Origin of the sequence: Nocardia sp. NPDC047648, from assembly GCF_040642815.1 — a bacterium.
GTDB classification, from domain to species: Bacteria; Actinomycetota; Actinomycetes; order Mycobacteriales; family Mycobacteriaceae; genus Nocardia; species Nocardia gamkensis.
The window spans coordinates 80,286-97,112 of sequence record NZ_JBEYSX010000006.1; the positions used below are offsets into that span (position 1 = coordinate 80,286).

The 16,827-nt window shown below is 67.4% G+C and carries 14 protein-coding genes; 6 read left to right on the forward strand and 8 right to left on the reverse strand.

The genetic code is table 11. The features are described 5' to 3' along the window. The first annotated feature begins 67 nt into the window (after positions 1-67). From ABZ803_RS14860 to era, 5 genes are all read left to right on the forward strand, one after another. Positions 68-1,129 carry a PhoH family protein gene (locus tag ABZ803_RS14860; protein WP_357038113.1) on the forward strand — a complete coding sequence of 354 codons (1,062 nt, stop codon included), beginning with the start codon at positions 68-70 and terminating at the stop codon, positions 1,127-1,129. A gap of 62 nt (positions 1,130-1,191) precedes the next feature. Then, positions 1,192-1,746: an rRNA maturation RNase YbeY gene (gene ybeY, locus ABZ803_RS14865; RefSeq protein ID WP_357037372.1), complete on the forward strand. Its 555-nt coding sequence runs from the start codon at positions 1,192-1,194 to the stop codon at positions 1,744-1,746. After that, positions 1,743-3,107, forward strand: coding sequence for a hemolysin family protein (locus ABZ803_RS14870; protein ID WP_357037375.1), 1,365 nt, complete (start codon positions 1,743-1,745; stop codon positions 3,105-3,107). Before ybeY ends, ABZ803_RS14870 begins: the two co-directional genes overlap by 4 nt. Then, positions 3,104-3,490: a cytidine deaminase gene (locus tag ABZ803_RS14875; RefSeq protein WP_357037378.1), complete on the forward strand. Its 387-nt coding sequence runs from the start codon at positions 3,104-3,106 to the stop codon at positions 3,488-3,490. The genes ABZ803_RS14870 and ABZ803_RS14875 overlap by 4 nt, the downstream gene beginning before the upstream one ends. Beyond that, positions 3,483-4,391 (forward strand): GTPase Era, encoded by a 909-nt coding sequence (era, locus tag ABZ803_RS14880; protein ID WP_357037381.1) that lies wholly within the window; start codon positions 3,483-3,485, stop codon positions 4,389-4,391. Before ABZ803_RS14875 ends, era begins: the two co-directional genes overlap by 8 nt. A gap of 58 nt (positions 4,392-4,449) precedes the next feature. On the opposite strand, the gene ABZ803_RS14885 is transcribed toward era, so the two are convergent. The 6 genes from ABZ803_RS14885 to ABZ803_RS14910 all read right to left on the reverse strand — a co-directional run bounded on the left by ABZ803_RS14885 (position 4,450) and on the right by ABZ803_RS14910 (position 10,711). Then, positions 4,450-4,893, reverse strand: coding sequence for a hypothetical protein (locus ABZ803_RS14885; RefSeq protein ID WP_357037384.1), 444 nt, complete (start codon positions 4,891-4,893; stop codon positions 4,450-4,452). 734 nt (positions 4,894-5,627) lie between these two features. Beyond that, a complete protein-coding gene (locus ABZ803_RS14890) occupies positions 5,628-7,049 on the reverse strand; it encodes an amidase (protein WP_357037387.1) in 1,422 nt (473 codons plus the stop codon). An 80-nt stretch (positions 7,050-7,129) separates the two neighbouring features. Further along, positions 7,130-7,591, reverse strand: coding sequence for a hypothetical protein (locus ABZ803_RS14895; RefSeq protein WP_357037390.1), 462 nt, complete (start codon positions 7,589-7,591; stop codon positions 7,130-7,132). After that, the gene (gene grpE / locus ABZ803_RS14900; RefSeq protein ID WP_357037393.1) at positions 7,591-8,103 is read right to left on the reverse strand and encodes a nucleotide exchange factor GrpE; all 513 of its coding nucleotides are present in this window, start codon (positions 8,101-8,103) and stop codon (positions 7,591-7,593) included. The genes ABZ803_RS14895 and grpE overlap by 1 nt, the downstream gene beginning before the upstream one ends. After that, entirely contained in the window at positions 8,100-9,194 is a 1,095-nt protein-coding gene (locus ABZ803_RS14905; RefSeq protein WP_357037396.1) for a tetratricopeptide repeat protein, read from the reverse strand. The genes grpE and ABZ803_RS14905 overlap by 4 nt, the downstream gene beginning before the upstream one ends. Before the next feature lie 2 nt (positions 9,195-9,196). Further along, a complete protein-coding gene (locus ABZ803_RS14910; protein ID WP_357037399.1) occupies positions 9,197-10,711 on the reverse strand; it encodes an Hsp70 family protein in 1,515 nt (504 codons plus the stop codon). Positions 10,712-11,308: 597 nt separating this feature from the next. Between ABZ803_RS14910 and ABZ803_RS14915 the strand changes: the two genes are divergently transcribed. After that, a complete protein-coding gene (locus ABZ803_RS14915; RefSeq protein ID WP_357037402.1) occupies positions 11,309-12,049 on the forward strand; it encodes a response regulator in 741 nt (246 codons plus the stop codon). A 35-nt stretch (positions 12,050-12,084) separates the two neighbouring features. On the opposite strand, the gene ABZ803_RS14920 is transcribed toward ABZ803_RS14915, so the two are convergent. Next, positions 12,085-12,816 carry a response regulator gene (locus ABZ803_RS14920; RefSeq protein ID WP_357037405.1) on the reverse strand — a complete coding sequence of 244 codons (732 nt, stop codon included), beginning with the start codon at positions 12,814-12,816 and terminating at the stop codon, positions 12,085-12,087. A gap of 215 nt (positions 12,817-13,031) precedes the next feature. Further along, positions 13,032-16,805 carry a hypothetical protein gene (locus tag ABZ803_RS14925; protein WP_357037407.1) on the reverse strand — a complete coding sequence of 1,258 codons (3,774 nt, stop codon included), beginning with the start codon at positions 16,803-16,805 and terminating at the stop codon, positions 13,032-13,034. Positions 16,806-16,827: the final 22 nt, after the last annotated feature.

Here is a 16,827-nt window from a genome sequence, read left to right on the forward strand (position 1 = left end):
AAGCAGGCTATAGCCACTTTTGAGAACACAAGGCGAGATCGGCGACCCGGCCACCCCAGCGGCGGGCATCGGCGCCGGCGACAACGGTTCGGGTCCCGCAGCGCGCACCGTGCGCTCGAGTATCGAACTCGCTCCCGAATCCGTGTTCCCCTTCCTCGGTTCGGCCGACCAGAATCTTCGTGAACTGGAAACGCTGCTCGACGCGGACATTCACGTCCGCGGCAATTCCGTGACCCTCACCGGCAAGGCGGCCGATGTCGCGCTCGCCGAGCGGGTGATCGAGCAGCTCGTCGCGCTCACCGGCCGCAACCGCGTGGTGACGCCCGAGGCCGTCCGGCACACCGTGTCCATGCTCACCGAGGGCTCCAGCGACTCCCCGGCGGAAGTGCTCAGCCTGGACATCCTGTCCCGGCGGGGCAAGACCATCCGGCCCAAGACGCTGAACCAGAAGCGCTACGTCGACGCGATCGACGCCAACACCATCGTGTTCGGCATCGGCCCCGCCGGTACCGGCAAGACCTATCTGGCCATGGCCAAGGCGGTTCAGGCGCTGCAGTCCAAGTCGGTCAACCGGATCATCCTCACCCGTCCCGCGGTCGAGGCGGGGGAGCGGCTCGGCTTCCTGCCCGGCACGCTGAACGAGAAGATCGATCCGTATCTGCGCCCGCTCTACGACGCGCTGCACGACATGATGGATCCGGAGGCCATTCCGAAGCTGATGGCGGCCGGTGTCATCGAGGTCGCACCGCTGGCCTACATGCGCGGACGCACACTGAACGATTCGTTCATCATCCTGGACGAGGCGCAGAACACCACCGCCGAGCAGATGAAGATGTTCCTCACCCGCCTCGGCTTCGGCTCGAAGATCGTGGTGACCGGTGACGTGACCCAGGTCGATCTGCCGACCGGCGCGCGGTCCGGCCTGCGCGCCGCCAGCGAGATCCTCACCGAGATCGAAGACATCCACTTCGCGGAACTGACCAGCAGTGATGTGGTCCGCCACCGGCTGGTCTCCGACATCGTCGACGCCTACGACCGTTTCGAGGCCCAGACGCGCCCGCAGGTCGCCCCGCATTACGCGGGCAACCGGGCGCAGCGCCGCGCGGCGAACCGGTCGGACCGGCGATAACTCGTTTCGCCGGGCGGGGCTCCGCTCCGCCGACGCGATAGCGGGGATCGTAGGCTGTTCGGGTGAGTATCGAGATCGCCAACGAGTCGGGTATCGACGTACCCGAAGAAGAGCTGGTCAGCGTCGCGCGCTTCGTGATCGCGCGGATGGACGTGCACCCGGCCGCGGAGCTGTCGATGGTGCTCGTCGATCTCGACACCATGGCCGATCTGCACATGCGCTGGATGGACCTACCCGGCCCGACCGACGTCATGTCCTTCCCGATGGACGAGCTCGAGCCGGGCGGGCGGCCCGACAGCCCCGAACCCGGCCCGTCCATGCTCGGCGACATCGTGTTGTGCCCGGAGTTCGCCGCCGGGCAGGCCCGCAAGGCGGGGCACTCACTGGATCACGAACTCGCCCTGCTCACCGTGCACGGCGTCCTGCACCTGCTCGGCTACGACCACGCCGAGCCGGAGGAGGAGAAGGAGATGTTCGCGTTGCAGGCCCGGCTGCTCGAGGAGTGGTACGAGAGCCTGCGGGAAGCTCAGCGGCGCGCCGAGCTGGCCGAACGCGACGCGCGGTTGCTGGGCAAGGCGGGCTTCACCACACCGGGTGACTCCTCGGGTCGAGCGTGAATTCGCTGAGCCTCGTTCTGCTCGCGGTCCTGCTCATCTCGGTGGGTGGGGTCTTCGCCGGTGTCGATTCCGCCCTGAACACGATCTCGCCCGCCCGCGTCGACGACATGATGCGGGCCGACCGGCCCGGCGCGGTGCGATTGAGCCGGGTCGTCGCCGACCGGGCGCGCTACGTGAATCTCATGGTGCTGCTGCGCATCCTGTGCGAGATCGGCGCCACGGTGCTGCTGGCGGCGGGGCTGATGACGGTCTGGGGGAAGAACTGGGCGCTGCTGGTCACCGCGCTGGTGATGGTGCTGGTGTCCTACGTGGTGATCGGCGTCGGCCCGCGTACGCTGGGCCGGCAGCACGCGTACTCCATCGCGCTCGCCGCGGCCTTGCCGCTGCAGTTCATCGGCGCGCTGCTCGGCCCCCTGAGCAGGCTGCTGATCCTCATCGGTAACGCGATCACCCCGGGTAAAGGTTTTCGCAACGGCCCCTTCGCTTCCGAGATCGAGCTGCGCGAGGTGGTCGAGATGGCCAGCGAGCGCGGCGTGGTCGCCGACGACGAACGGCGCATGATCCAGTCGGTCTTCGAACTCGGCGACACGCCGGCGCGCGCGGTGATGGTGCCGCGCACCGAGATGGTGTGGATCGAAGCGGACAAGACCGCGGCGCAGGCGATGTCGCTGGCGGTGCGTTCCGGGCATTCGCGGATCCCGGTGATCGGCGAGAACGTCGACGACATCCTCGGCGTGGTCTATCTGAAGGATTTGGTGCCGTACACCGATCGCAGCCGCAAGGTACGGGTGCGCGAGGTGATGCGGCCCGCGGTGTTCATGCCCGACTCCAAACCGCTGGACAGCTTGCTCGACGAGATGCAGCGCAGGCGCAACCACATGGCGTTGCTGGTGGACGAGTACGGCGGCATCGCGGGCCTGGTGACCATCGAGGACGTGCTCGAGGAGATCGTCGGTGAGATCGCCGACGAGTACGACACCGACGAGACCCCGCCCATCGAGGATCTCGGTGACGGCCGCTACCGCGTCTCGGCCCGGTTGCCGGTGGAGGACCTCGGCGAGTTGTACGGATTGGAGATCGACGAGGAGGACGTCGACACCGTCGGCGGTCTGCTCGCACACGAGCTGGGGCGCGTGCCGCTGCCCGGGTCGAAGATCGAGGCGCACGGGCTGGTGCTGCGCGGCGAAGGCGGCGCGGACGCGCGGGGCCGGATGCGGGTGAACACCGTAGTGGTACGCAAAGCGCGCGAGAAGGTCCCCGCGGGGAAGACCAACGGGGACAATGCCAATGGCAAGCGCAAGGCCAACGGATCGGAGCGGGAGATCCCTGCCGATCGCGACGAGGACGGAGACAGCGAATGACCGAACTGGACGCCGAGGACAACAAGCTGGTGGTACTGGCCAGGGGCGCGCTCGGCCGTACCGGCGGGGCGAGCGGAGCGGCGATCCGGGATACCGACGGCCGCACCTACGCCGCCGGTGAGGTCATGTTGACCGCACTGCGGCTGACGGCGCTGCAAGCCGCCGTGGCGGCGGCGTTGTCCAGCGGCGCGGAGGGATTCGAGGCGGCCGTCGTGGTCGGCGGGCGGTTGTCCGATTTCGGTGTGACCGCGGTGCGTGAGGTATCGGCGGAGGCGCGGATCATCTTCACCGACCGCGACGGCGCGGTGTTCGAGGTCGTCGACGACTCCGCGGACGCGGCCGACGCGGTGAGCGCCGAGTCCGGCGAGGTTCGCGGTGGCTGACGCGCGGGAATTCCGTTCCGGATTCGTCTGTTTCGTCGGTCGCCCGAACACCGGCAAGTCGACGCTGACCAACGCGCTGGTGGGTGCGAAGATCGCGATCACCTCGTCGCGCCCGCAAACCACCAGGCACACGATTCGCGGCATCGTGCACCGCGAGCACACGCAGTTGATCCTGGTCGACACCCCCGGCCTGCACCGCCCACGCACCCTGCTCGGTCAGCGGCTCAACGACCTTGTGCGCGACACCTATTCAGAAGTCGACGTGATCGCGCTGTGCATCCCGGCCGACGAGAAGATCGGTCCGGGCGACCGCTGGATCGTGCAGCAGATCAGGCAGATGGCCCCGAAGACCACGCTGCTCGGCGTGGTCACGAAGATCGACAAGGTGAGCCGCGACCAGGTCGCCGAACAACTGATGGCCGTCTCCCAGCTCCTCGGCCCGGATGCCGACGTGGTGCCGGTGTCGGCGGTCAAGGGTGAGCAGGTGGAGGTCCTCGTCGACGTCATCGCCTCGAAGATGCCGGAGGGCCCGGCGTTCTACCCCGACGGCGAACTCACCGACGAGCCGGAGGAAACGCTGATGGCCGAGCTCATCCGCGAGGCCGCGCTCGAAGGCGTACGCGACGAACTGCCGCACTCACTGGCCGTGGTCATCGAGGAAGTCCTGCCCTACGAGGAGCGCGAGGACATGCTCGACGTCCACGCCCTGCTCTACGTCGAGCGCCCCAGCCAGAAGGCCATTGTCATCGGCAAGGGCGGCTCCCGCCTGAAAGAAGTCGGCACCAACGCCCGCAAGCAGATCGAACACATCCTCGGCACCCGGATCTATTTGAACCTGCACGTGAAGGTGGCCAAGGACTGGCAGCGGGATCCCAAACAGTTGGGCAAACTCGGGTTCTGAGCGGTTCGGTCGTCGGTTGCCATGGAGACCTTCTGGGGATGGAGATGGCTGTCGCTGCTCATGTCGCCAGGAAGGTTCTGATCGCTTCGTCGCTGGAGAGATGGTTGGCGCCGGTGGTGACGTCGATCGTCGGGTAGTTCCTGCGCACGGCGTCGGCGACGGTGGCGAGGCGATCGGCGACCACCGCGGGATCGCGTAGCGCCTGCTGACTCAGGCCTTCGAAGCCGGGGAACCCGTCGGCGACAAGGGTTACCTCGGGGTTGGCGATGATGTCGTCGTAGGTCTGGAACTCGACGCTGACGATCTTGGATGTGTCCACCTTGCCCGGAGTGGTGAATACGCGGTCGCTGACGCCTTCGATGAAGTTGGCCGCCGAATGCCCCTCTTCGATCATCGGATTCACCCGGATACGGTTGGCGTCGATACCCAGGACCATGCCCGCGGGGTGGAACCGCATCGTGCCGTCGCGGACATCGGTCCAGCTCGTGATCGTTCCGTACACTCCGGCGATGTCTGTGCCGTCGGTCAGGTATACGACGTCTCCGGCGGTGCTGTGCGACGCCGTACGGATGTAGCCATCCTCGGCTGAGGCTTCTCTTCCGCGAAAAGCCCTTGGAAACACCTGATCGACCTGCCACAGGCGCGCTCCGTTGTAGAAACGATCCGGCGATGTGGACGCTGGTCCCGACAGGGGATGCGGGAATGACGGGTCGCCGGTACCGAATTCGTGGCGAAGACCTCTGTCGGCGTCGGTGAGTACTCGAGCCGCACCCTCGGCTTCCCGAGCGAACGGCCGGACGCCGTGTTCGGCGTCAACCCTCGCGAGCCTCTCGAGCTCGTTGCTCAAGTGTTGGGCGAAGCGGGTATACGCCCGTGCAATCAAGTCGGATCTGCTCAGCAAGACAACGCCCTCGGCCCGATCGCATCATCTAAGGCGTCACTGGCTTGCGGATACGTCTCCGCGGTGCTGAGGCGGCAGTAGTTCCTCGTCGAGCACCACCGGGACATGAGCGTCTACCGAATGATGGTCGGCCATCGGGGCCCTCCTCGCTTTCCGGGTTCGGCCGAGAGTCGTGGCATCGGCGCGCGGAACCCGCGAGGGCACTGCGGCGGCCGTACCGACACATGCGTGCACTCGGCGCATCCCACAAGGTACATCGCGCAGGTGGGCGCCGAGCCTGATTCGGCGCGTCGCTCAATCGGAACCGGCACGGCCCGAGCGGGATTCGAGGCGGATCACCACCACGGGTCAGGGTGGTGGCGGTGCCATCGGAGTTCCGATTCGAGCTGGGCGGCCAACGAGATCAGCAGGGGTTCGGAATTCGCCGTGCCCATCAGTTGGGCGCCGACGGGGAGACCGGCCGCGGTGAAGCCGGCGGGGACGTTGATGCTCGGCCAGCCGAGGACGTTCCAGGGCCAGGTGTAGGGGCAGGCCGCGGTGATGAGGTTGTTGGTGGCGTTGACGCCGATGCCGTCGATCTCCTCGGCGCGCGGCGGGGGAGTCGCGGTGGTGGGTGCGAGGACGACGTCGTAGTCGCGGAAGAAGTGGCCGATTCGCCTGTGCAGCAGGGGTTCCAGTTGCCGTGCCGCATAGAGGGCGGGGCCGTCGAGTACGCGCCCGATCCGGGCGTTGGCGGCGGTGCGCGGGTCTACCTCGAGGCCGGGCATGCGGTGGAATACCCGCCGGATTCCGGCGAGCGAACGCGGGAGGAACGAGGCGCCGATCAGGATGCCGTAGTGCAGGTCGGCCACGGTCACGGTATGCCCGAGTTCGCGCAGGGTGGCGGCGGTGCGTCGCACGGCTCGCTCGATCTCGGGATCCAGGGCGGTTCTGGTCGCGGTGAACGGAATACGCAGCGAGAGGGCGATGCGCAACCGGCCCGGATCGCGGCCCACCGCGTCCGAGGCGCTGATCGGCTCCGGCGTGTGCGAATCTCCCGGGTGCGGACCGGCCGCCGCGTCCAGCAGGAGCGCCGCGTCCGCGACGGTGCGCGCCAGCGGTCCGTTCACGGTGAGGCCGTAGAACGCTTCGGGTTCCGGCCAAGTCGAGATGCGTCCGCGCTGTGGCTTGATGCCGACCAGATTCGTCCAGGCGGCCGGGATGCGGATCGAGCCCGCGCCGTCGGACCCGAGGGCGGCCGGGACCAGTCCGGCCGCGACGGCTGCCGAAGCGCCGCCGGAGGACCCGCCCGGCGTCCTGGTGCGGTCCCAGGGGTTACGGGTGTGCCCGAACCACGCTGCGCTGGTGAACGGCCACTGGCCCAGTTCGCAGGTGTTGGTCTTTCCGACGATCACCGCACCCGCGGCACGCAGGCGGCGGACCGATTCCGCGTCCTCGGTCTTCGGCGCGAAATCGCCGCCGCAGCCGAACGCGGTCGGCTCACCCGCGACATCCGTGTCGTCCTTCACCGCGACGGGCACCCCCAGCAGTGGCAGCCGTTCACCCGCGGCCGAGCGCCGGTCGGCGTCGGCGGCCTCGGCCATCGCCCGCTCGCGGCGCACGATCCGGAAGGCGTTGAGCGTGCCCTGGGCCGCGTCGATCCGATCCAGCGCCTCGCCGACCGCCTCGGTCGACGTGATCGCGCCGCCGGCGATCGCGGCCGCCAATTCGGCCAGCCCCAGCCGCCGCGTGCCGTGTGCGGGATCGGACACCGTCATGTGAGCTCCGTCTCGTCGTTATCCACCAGACGGTAGCGCGAAGTTGGTCAATCGTCCATATCGGTGCGCGGCCATGGGGATCAGCGAATGTGCTTGCACTCGCCGTAGGGCACGCCCTGGGTGAGGTCGGGCCTGCCGAACATCCGGCCGACCAGCGCGTTGAACGCGGCCACCGAGAACCTCTCCATGTCGTTGCAGAGGAAATCGTTCTTGGTGCCCGAAACATCTTTGGATTTCAGCGATTTCGCCCACTTCTGCGGTGTCCCCCCACACCCGACGTGCACCTGGTAGTCGCCACCTTTATCGAGCACGAAGGAATAGTCGACCTTGGAGTGGCCGCCGAGCCGGACGGGGAGCTTCGTCTGCGCCCAACCCGATTTCGACGTCTTGGCCTGGACCCAGACCCCGACCGGCGAGGCGCTGTTGATGCACCCGATGGTGCCGCTCACGGTGGTCGGCGCCGCCGACGCGCTCGGCAGGCCGAGGCCCAGGAATGCCGCCGAAGCAGCGAGCACGACGGCCGTGCGGAGGGACTTGCGCATTATTCGAACCTTTCGATAGGGGATTCCGTCTCGACGGACTCGGATCGCGCCGAGCGAGCCGCGACGACGACTTGTTCCGGTCGCAAGAGACGCGCACCCATGACGTATCCGGGGCGTACGACCCGCAGCACCGAGCCCGGCGATCGGCCGGAAGCCTCGGCGGCGACCGCTTCATGGATGTCGGGATCGAAGTCGGCTCTGGCGGGCACGCGCCGGACGCCACGGCGTTCGAGAATCTCGTGCAGTTCGTCGACGATGCTGCCGAGCACCTCGTCGTGCTCGTCGTTCAGCGACGCCACGCGATCGACGAGCATGAGCAGTTCGCGGAACAGCGGGGCGAGCAGCTGTTCGGCGAACCCTCCGCGGGCGAGGGAGAGCTGCTCGTGCAGCTCGTCCAGGGCTCGATTCTTCGCCTTGTCCTCGAGCAACCGGCGGTGGAACAGGTCGCGCAGTTGGGCGACCTCTCCGGCCAGCGTTGTCAGCGGATCATCGGTACCTGGCGGGGCCGTCATATGCCGCGCTCGACGATGTCGTACCGCTTCGAGTTGTGCTTCCAGACCGGCATGCGATGGGTGAGCGTGTAGCCGGCGACGACGGCGGCGACGATCAGCAATCCGATGCCCTTCACGGGTATCAGGGCCAAGCCGATGATGAGGGCCACCGCCCACGGGCCCATACCGGTGTGGAACCACCTGGCCTCGGCGGCTTTGTCGGCGAGTTCGATGTTCTCTTGCAGCGAGGCGCGCAGCGGACCGTCGTCGAACCGGAGTTTCAACGCGCGGCCGGACATGTCGCGGGTGACGGCGATCTGAGCCTCGGAGGTGATGCAGTACGCTCCGCTGCGCACCTGCGACCACATGCCGAGGTTCACCTGTTCCAGCGCGAGTGCCAGGTAATACTGGAAGATCTGCTCGTTCGGATGATGCCGGACCACGTCCTCCATCAACTCCAGCGCCTTGTCGTTCTTGTTCTGCTGCAAGTAGACGTTGGCGATGGCGGTCCGGTAGAGCGGCTCCCCGGGCGCGAGACGCAGTGCCGTCTCGTATTCGCCGAGCGCTTCGTTCACCGCGCCGGTGGCCAGAAAGGCTTCGGCGTAGTCGAAGTGGTATTCCGGGCTGTCGGGCTTGAGACTGATGGCTTCCCGGAACTCGAAGCCGGCGTCCTTGTAGTTGCCCATGACGAACGACGAGTTCGCGCGCACCGCCCACGCCTCGTGGTTGGCGCCGTTGACCGAGATCGCCTCGCGGGCACAGTAGTACGCGGAGGGCGCGTTACCGCGCTCGAAGTATTCACGGGCGAGGCCGAGCCAGTCCCGGCCGCTCTGCGCCACCGGCGCCGGTTGATTGCTCGTCGGCCGATACTGCCTGGCCTGCTGGTCGAATTGCCGTCGTCGGTTCGCGTCGAGCAGCACGCGTTCGGCCTGACCGAGGTGGCGTACCCGGGCTTCGGCCTGCGCGCGTTTCACGGGATCGGACTGGCCAGCGCGCTTGTTCCACATTCTGCGCTGTTCGCGGATGGCCGTCTTGATGGCATCCTCGTCGGCGGTCTCGGCGAGGCCGAGAATTTCGTAGTAGTTGACGAACTCTTCGGTTGTCGTGGTCATGCTCAATTCACCTCGAGATTTTCGTTCTTCATGCGGGCGGCACGGATGTCGGTGGCGCTGAGATTGGCGACGTTGTCGACCTCGAACGTGCCGAGTGATCTGTCCGCGGTGAGGTCGGTGATTTCGACCTGGATGGTCTGATCCATGTCGTAGTGGAAGGTGATCAGGACCGGAGCGTTCGCCGGGTAAGGCGGAATGGCGAAAAGCTGCCCGCCGTCGGGCCATTTTCCTTTGGTGACGAACCGGACGTGGTCGATGTCCTCGTCGTCGCCTTGGGTGACGCAGATCCGCACTTCGGTCTGGCCGTCGGCGACGGTGCCGAACACCTTGCTCGCCTTGGCGGGGATCTTGGTGTTGCGCGGGATCACGATGCTGTTGCTCGGCCGCGAGCTGTCGTTCAGCGCGACCGTTCCCAGCGCCTGCGAAGTGACGTCGAGGATCACCGGCTTGCGCGCCGCGCTCGACGACGTCTCGGCTTCGGCCCGCAGCGCCGCGCCGAGCGCCACGAGCTCGTCGGGGTTTCCGGCCCGCAGCGGTGGCTTGCCGGTCAGTTCCTCGAGCATCGTCGCCACCATGGGCATGCGCGTGGACCCGCCGACGAGCAAGGTGTGGTCGATGTCCGCGAACCGCAGGCTCAACTCCTCCACGAGGGAGTGCGCCAGGTCCCGCGACTGGTTGAGCAGGTCGCTGGTGAGATCTTCGAACGTTTCGCGCGTCACGGTCAGTGTGCGGGTGACGCCGCCGTGGCTGAGCACCACTCGGGTGGAGCGGGTCGAACTGAGCGTGCGTTTGGCGAGTTCGGCCTTCTCACGCAGGTCGGCTTCGGTCTCGAACGCGTCGGTGAGATCGCCGCCACCCTGGGCCATGTACTCCTCGTTGAGGTGCTGCATCAGCCGGTTGTCCCATTCGAAACCGCCCAGTTCGTGCAACCCGTCGGTGCCGAGCACGTCGAACACGCCGTCGCTGATGCGCATGACGGTGACGTCGAACGTGCCGCCGCCCAGGTCGTACACCATGACGGTGCCGCTGCCGCGATCGAGTCCGAAGGCCAGCCCGGCCGCTGTCGGCTCGTTCACCACACGCAGCACGTTGAGACCGGCGATCGTGCCCGCGTCCCTGGTCGCCCGTCGTCGCGCGTCGTCGAAGAACGCCGGGACCGTGATCACCGCGTCGGTGACCTGCCCCTGCCCCAGGACGAGTTCGGCGTCCTCCTTCAGTCGTTTGAGGATCATCGCCGACACTTCCTCGGCCGAGTAGGCGCGGTCGTCGGAGGTGACGAATCGGTACTCCGGGTTACCCATCTGCCGTTTGACGAACTGCGCGACATCCAGCGGCGCGGTCACCGTGGACCGTTTGGCCATCGAGCCGACCAGCACGCTGTCGGAGTCGAAGAAGACCACCGACGGTGTGAGTCGCTCGCCGTCCCGGTTGACCAGGATCTCCGGCCTACCGCTCGCGCCGACGACGGCGACCGCTGAATACGTGGTACCGAGATCGATACCGACGGTATGTGCCACTGTTTGCCCTCCCGATGCACCTGTGGACGGTGCATGAAAACGGATACTGCGAAATATTCGAACCCGTGCGGCTGCTGTGGTGGCACGCGGCGGCTTCGGACGCGCGCCACGCACCGGGCAGCCGGCGGGAACGGTCAGGGATTCGGCGCCTTCCATTCGAATTTGCACATCTGGCACTGGTATTTCTGCCAGCCCTGGCGATCCTTCTCGCCGATGTCCATTCCGGTCTTCTTGCTGCATTGCGGACACACTTCAGCCATTATCGGCCTTCCGGTAGTGGGAACTGTGCTCCAGAGCCATCGGGGGTGCACAGGTTTAGAATCATATAAGTCGGGGAGGGCAAGTAATCAGCGAACTTCGCAGTGATTTCCGGCCCGTATTATCGGCGGCGGACCGAATTGTTGCCGTGCCCCGATGATGTCGCTGGATTATTGCTCGGAGTGCCCCGTACTCGGCAAGATCTTGCTGTCGGGGCTCGTATCCCGGTCTTCTGCTCGGGTTGCCGATCTCGCTTCGGTCCGCGCGCTATGAAACCTACTGGTTCGAAAGACGTTCGATGTCTTGCCGACGCGTATCACCAGCGATGAAGATCGCGATATGGAACCGAGCTTGCGAGTACTCGTCGCCTCGCCCCTGGGGGGAATCATCGCTCCCACACTGTCGCAATATTTTCCGGCATCGACCGTCGCGGTCGCCTCCGATGTCGACGAGGTTCGCACTCAAATCGTGGGACGTTTTCGGTTCGACGTGGTCATCTCGGATCTGATCTGGAACAAACCCGAAATGGAGTACCGTTTCGACGGTTTGGATGTTCTGGACTTGCTCCGTGACACCAAACGGCAGAGCGAGGTTCTGCTCGCCGCGCAAGGGCACAGTATGGAGAGCGATCACCTGGACGAGGCCCGGCTGCGCGCGGCCGAGATCGCCGAGTTCTACGACAAGTCATCCGGCGTCCCCGCGCTGCTCGCGGCCATCCAGCGCGCCGCGACCGGCCGCAGTGAACAGATCGCGCTCCCGCGGCAGGGGCCGCCCGCACTGTGCGCGCTGTTCACCGAACAGCGTGGTGAGACGGCGGGCCGGTTGGCCGGTGCGATCGCGGCCAAATCCGCTTGGGACTACAACTCTCTCGCCCAAGTCGCCCGGGTGGGTCTCAACACCGCCAACAAGGCCACCAACACCTATATCGGGCCGATCATTCTCGCCCGCAAGGAGTTGCCGGAGGGTACGCCGTTGACCCAGGGGGCGGTCTTCCGCTGGTGCGGTGAGCACGCGCATTATCTGATCAGTTGGTGCCGCCGCAACGGCCATGCCGATGTCCTCGGCCCGCGATTCACGTGACGGCACGATCCGCACCGGGAGTCCGCAGATCGCCATCAGCTCTCGTCCCCATGCGTCAGTACCTCCATGTGCCCGTTGCGGCGACACCAACTCATCAGATAGCGCGCGTGTAATCCACACCAGCGGTACACGACGGCGGACGTCAGCTCCCCGTGGGATTCGTTCTCGCGCCGTTGCGCGATGATTCGTCCGAGATAGCCGTCGGCGAGCGAATAGGCCGCGTCGATATCGACTTCGGCCGCGGCTGCCAGGGACGCGGGGTCCCACGTGCGTCCGGAGGCGATCGCGCCGGCGAGCCGGCCCGCGATTACTCCGTCTCGTCCGGTGAAAAGTTCATAGAGCGACGGAATACCGTTCGTCGCGCGCCGATTCGGCAGGCGTTCGCCGTCGGCCGCTTGTCGTATCGCCGAGAGCAGTGCCGCTACCCCCGTGGCTTTCTCGTGTACACCCGCGATCTCGTCCGCCCGGTGGTACGCCTCGTCCAAGTGATCCTGCTCCATGCTGTGCCCTTGGCCTGCCAGCACAACGGCAGTGCCCGTCCGGCTCGCGCGCACCATGTCCAGGACATCCAACCCGTCGAAGCGGAACTCTTGCTCGGGGTCGTTCCAGACCAGGTCCGCGATCACCACGTCGAGTTTCTCGATGCCGGTGACAGCGTGGACCACCTCCGCCCGGTCGCGGGCGACGATGACCTTCGCCGCCGGGAAGGACGCCGACAGCGTCGGTTCGATGACGTCTCCGAGCGGTGAAGCGACGAGAAGTCGCATGAATCGTTTCCCCTCTCGTGATCCCGATGGAAACTTTCCGTCCCGCGGCGAGAAGACAAGTATGGGCCTCGCGCAGACGCGCACGGGGAGATCATCGACGCCGGATCTGGCACTCCGTCCGGCTCTGTCGGCCCGTAATGGCCGCCCCGCGAGATTTTTTCGTCGATGGTTGCCTCCGTGCGGTAGAGGGGTGCAACATCTTGCCCGGCAGTGCGCTACTGCGGGCACAGACCGTGCTGGGCGATGGTCGGAAGGTAGCGCTGCCACTCGGTGGCGGTGATCGGCCCGCTGCCGCTGTCGCAGAGTTCGGCGGCGACCTCGTCGACGTCCGTCGCCCAGACTCGCACGATCCGGTCGGGTCCCGCCGCGAGCAGCGAATCGCCGCCCAGCGCGTAGACGGCATCGTTGACCCGACCCGTGTAGGCATTGAGCACCGCCAGCCGCCGCGGGTCGCGCGGGTCGGTGATGTCCCAGACCCAGATGCCGTTGTCACTGGCGCCGCCGACCAGCCGCGTGCCGTCGGGGCCGAAATTGACGGTGATGATCGCGTCGGCGGCGCCGATCAGCGTGGCGAGATGCCGGGGCGCCTGCGGGTCGGACAGGTCGAAGAGTTTGACGGTGTGGTCCATGCTGCCCGCGGCGAGGATCGGCGCGGTGGGGCTGAAGGCCACGGCGGCCAGATCGTTGGTGAATCCGGAGAGCTCGGGCAGTTTCCGCGGGCGGGCGCGATCACGGATGTCCCAGCGGAACACCGACTCGTTGGACGTGGCGATGGCGAGTTGGGCGCCCGCGGCGTCGACGGCGGCGATGCCCGGCAGGCCGGGACCGGTGGAGACCGCGCCGAGCGATCGCGGGGCGGCCGGGTCGCCGAGGTCCCACAGCGTCACAGTCGGATCGTCCTGGCCCGCGACGACCAACGTCTTGGCGTCGGGGGTGAAGGTCATGGCGGAGACGATGCCGTTGACGGCGGCCACCTTCGATGTCAGCCGGGGGTGCGCCGGATCGCGCAGGTCCCACAGCAGCACGTGCCCGGCACGGGTGCCGACCGCGGCCGTCGAACCGTCCATCGCCAGCGCGACCGCTCCGCAACTCTTCTCATCCGCGCCGACGGGCAGCGCGGCGTATTCGACGGGTACCGCGCGATCGCCGAGGTTCCACAGGTGGGCGCTGCCGTCGCCCGCGCCGGTGCCGACGAGCAAGAGCTTCCCGCTGCGATCGATCGGTGTCTGGAAGACCACGCTCTGGGCGCCACGCAGGACCGGGCCGGGCAGCGGCCAGATCCGGACGGTGCCGTCGAGACTGCCCGTGATCAGTGCGTGCGCGTCCAGGGCGAAGCGCACCGACACCACGATGACCGGGTTGGGCAGTTCCATCTCCAGCTGGTCGGTGTCCAGGCGCCACACGCGCGTCTTGTTGTCCGAGCTGACCGCGGCCAGCCGTGTGCCGTCCGGGCTGAAGGCGACGTCGTTGACATAACTGGTGAATCCGCGCAGCGCGGGCAATGGCGCCGGGGCGGCCGGATCGCGTACATCCCAGCGACGTACCTCGTTGGCGCGTCCGGGGACGGCCAGGGCGGAGCTGTCCGGACTGAATCGCAGCGACAATGCCTGCGCCGTGGAACCGTCGGGCGGAATGTCCGTCAGCGGAACGTCCCGGTCGGTGGCCCAGATCCGCAGTGCGCCCGCGTTTCCCGCGGCGGCGAGAAGTTTCCCGTTCGGGGCGAACGCGATGACGGGTGCGCCCGCGGGAAGTTGCCAGGCGGGCAACGGAATCGGGTGCATGGCGTCGGTGATGTCCCACCGGACGATCTCCGCTGTGGTGGTCGTCGCGGCGAGGGAGCGCTTGTCGGGACCGAGATCGAGGGTGCGGTACTGGACGCCGGTTCCGGCGAGGGTGGCCAGCGGCCGGGGTGCGTCCTGGTTCGCGATGTCCCAGAGATCGATGTGGCCGCCGAATGCCGCGGCCAGCAGTGCGCCGTCGGGAGTCATCGTCACGGAGCCCAGAACCGCGCCCGGCCGGGGCGCGGGAATCCGGCTGCGGAAATCCGCCGACCCGGGCCGTCCGGAACGGGTGCTCCGGTGCAGGTGGTGCAGGTGGTGCAGGTCGATCGTGGCGTCGCTGCGGCCGACGGCGAGCACGACTCCGGAACGGTCGGTGGCCACCAGCGTGCCGCCGTCGGGTCCGAGCAGCCGAGTCGGCGTCTGCACCGCGGTGCTGTCCAAGAGCGCGGAGCGGGCTTCGAGGGTGGGTTGGATGCGGAAGGCCGCGAGCGCGAGCTGCGCCGACAGCGCGGGATCGGTGCCGCGCAGTCGCTCCGCTTGGAGCGCGATCTGGCGCGACAGCGCCTCGTCTCGCGCGTGCGCGGCGTTCGACCGGGCCACCAGTGCGACACCGGTCAAGACGATCGTCGCGATCAGCGCGGTCGCCAAGCCGGCGACCATCCGCTGCAAGATCCGGGTGCGGCGGCGCTCTCCGGCCCGGATCTCCTCCCGGTGGGCGATACTGGCGGCGATGTAGTCGCGTTCGTGCTGGTTGAGGTCTCGCCGATGTCCGTCGTCGCGCGTCCACTCCTGGACGAACTCCAGCCTCGCGGGTCCGAGCAGCGCGCTGGGGTCCTCGTTGTTGTCGAGCCAGACCTGGGTGGCCTGGGTCAGCCTGCGGTGGACGGCCAGGCTCTCACGATCCTCGTCGAGCCACCGGTGCATCCGGGACCAGGCGCCGATCAGCGCCTCGTGCGTGATCGCGACGGTCTCTTCCTCGACGGTGAGCAGGCGGTGCGTGGCGAACCGCTCGATCACGGTGTTCACGTTCGCGACGGAGTCGTGGTCGAAGAACAGCTCCTGGCGTTGTACCCGGCGACGGGTGGTGACATCGTCGTCGATGTTGAGCAGCCGCAGGAACGTGCGGCGGGTGATCTGCCGCTGCGGCTCGGTGAGACCGCGATACACGGTCTCGGCGGTCTGCTCGATGGCGCCCGCGATTCCGCCGACGGCGTTGTAATCGGCCACGGTCATCTTCCGGCGGCTGGACCGCTGCCAGGTCTCCAGCAGAGCATGCGACAGCAGAGGGAGAGCGCCGGTGTCGTGAGCTTCGGCGGACCCGCGCGGCGCGAGTTCCACGATCAGCAGCTGCACGAGTTCGTCTTCCACGGTCCAGTTCGCTTTGCGGGCCGGCTCGATGATGACGTCGCACAGCGCCTGCTTGCTCAGGGGTCCGACCAGGACCGAATGATGCGCCAGCGCGTGGTGCAGGAACGGCTCTTCCGCGGCGTGGCGATAGAAATCCGCGCGCAGTCCCAGCACGTGGGTCCGGCCGCTCGCGTCGCCCGCGAGCGCGGCCAGGAAGTCGGCTCGCTCGCCGTCGTCGAGGCACAGGGTCCAGGTCTCCTCGAACTGATCGATGACCAGGACGTCGGCGGGGTCCTGGAGTACCTGTGCCGGATGGGCGCCCGGGGTGACCACCGCGGCCGTGCGGCCTTCGCGCCGGAGCGCGGGTAGCAGTCCGGCGCGCAGCAGCGAGGACTTCCCCGAGCCGGACGCGCCGGTGACGATGAGTATCCGCTGCTCGGATCCGGCGAGCGACGAAACGCGCTGTCGCAGCTCCGCCGTGAGTTCGGCACGGCCGAAGAGCCATTCGGCGTCATCGGGTCGAAAAGGTTCCAGGCCCCGGTAGGGCACAGGTCCCTGGCTACGCCTGCGCCCGCTCGTCGGACGCACCTGCCGGACCGCCGCGAGCCACCGCTGTTGCCCCTCCGGGTCACGAACGCCGCACGCCGTCAGCACATCCCGGAACATCCGCTCGTTCTGCTCGGTCGGCACATGGTGACCGGCGAACCATCCGCTAACCGTGCCGTGCAGGCCTCCCGAGTCGTCGACGACCTGGCGGACGGTCAACCCGGCGGTGGTGCGCAGCCGTGTGAAGGCCGCCGCGAATTCCTCTCGGGTGGAGATGGATCGAGGATCCACCCGCCTCCCGCCCCCATCGGTCATGACCGGAGTCTAGCGAGATCCG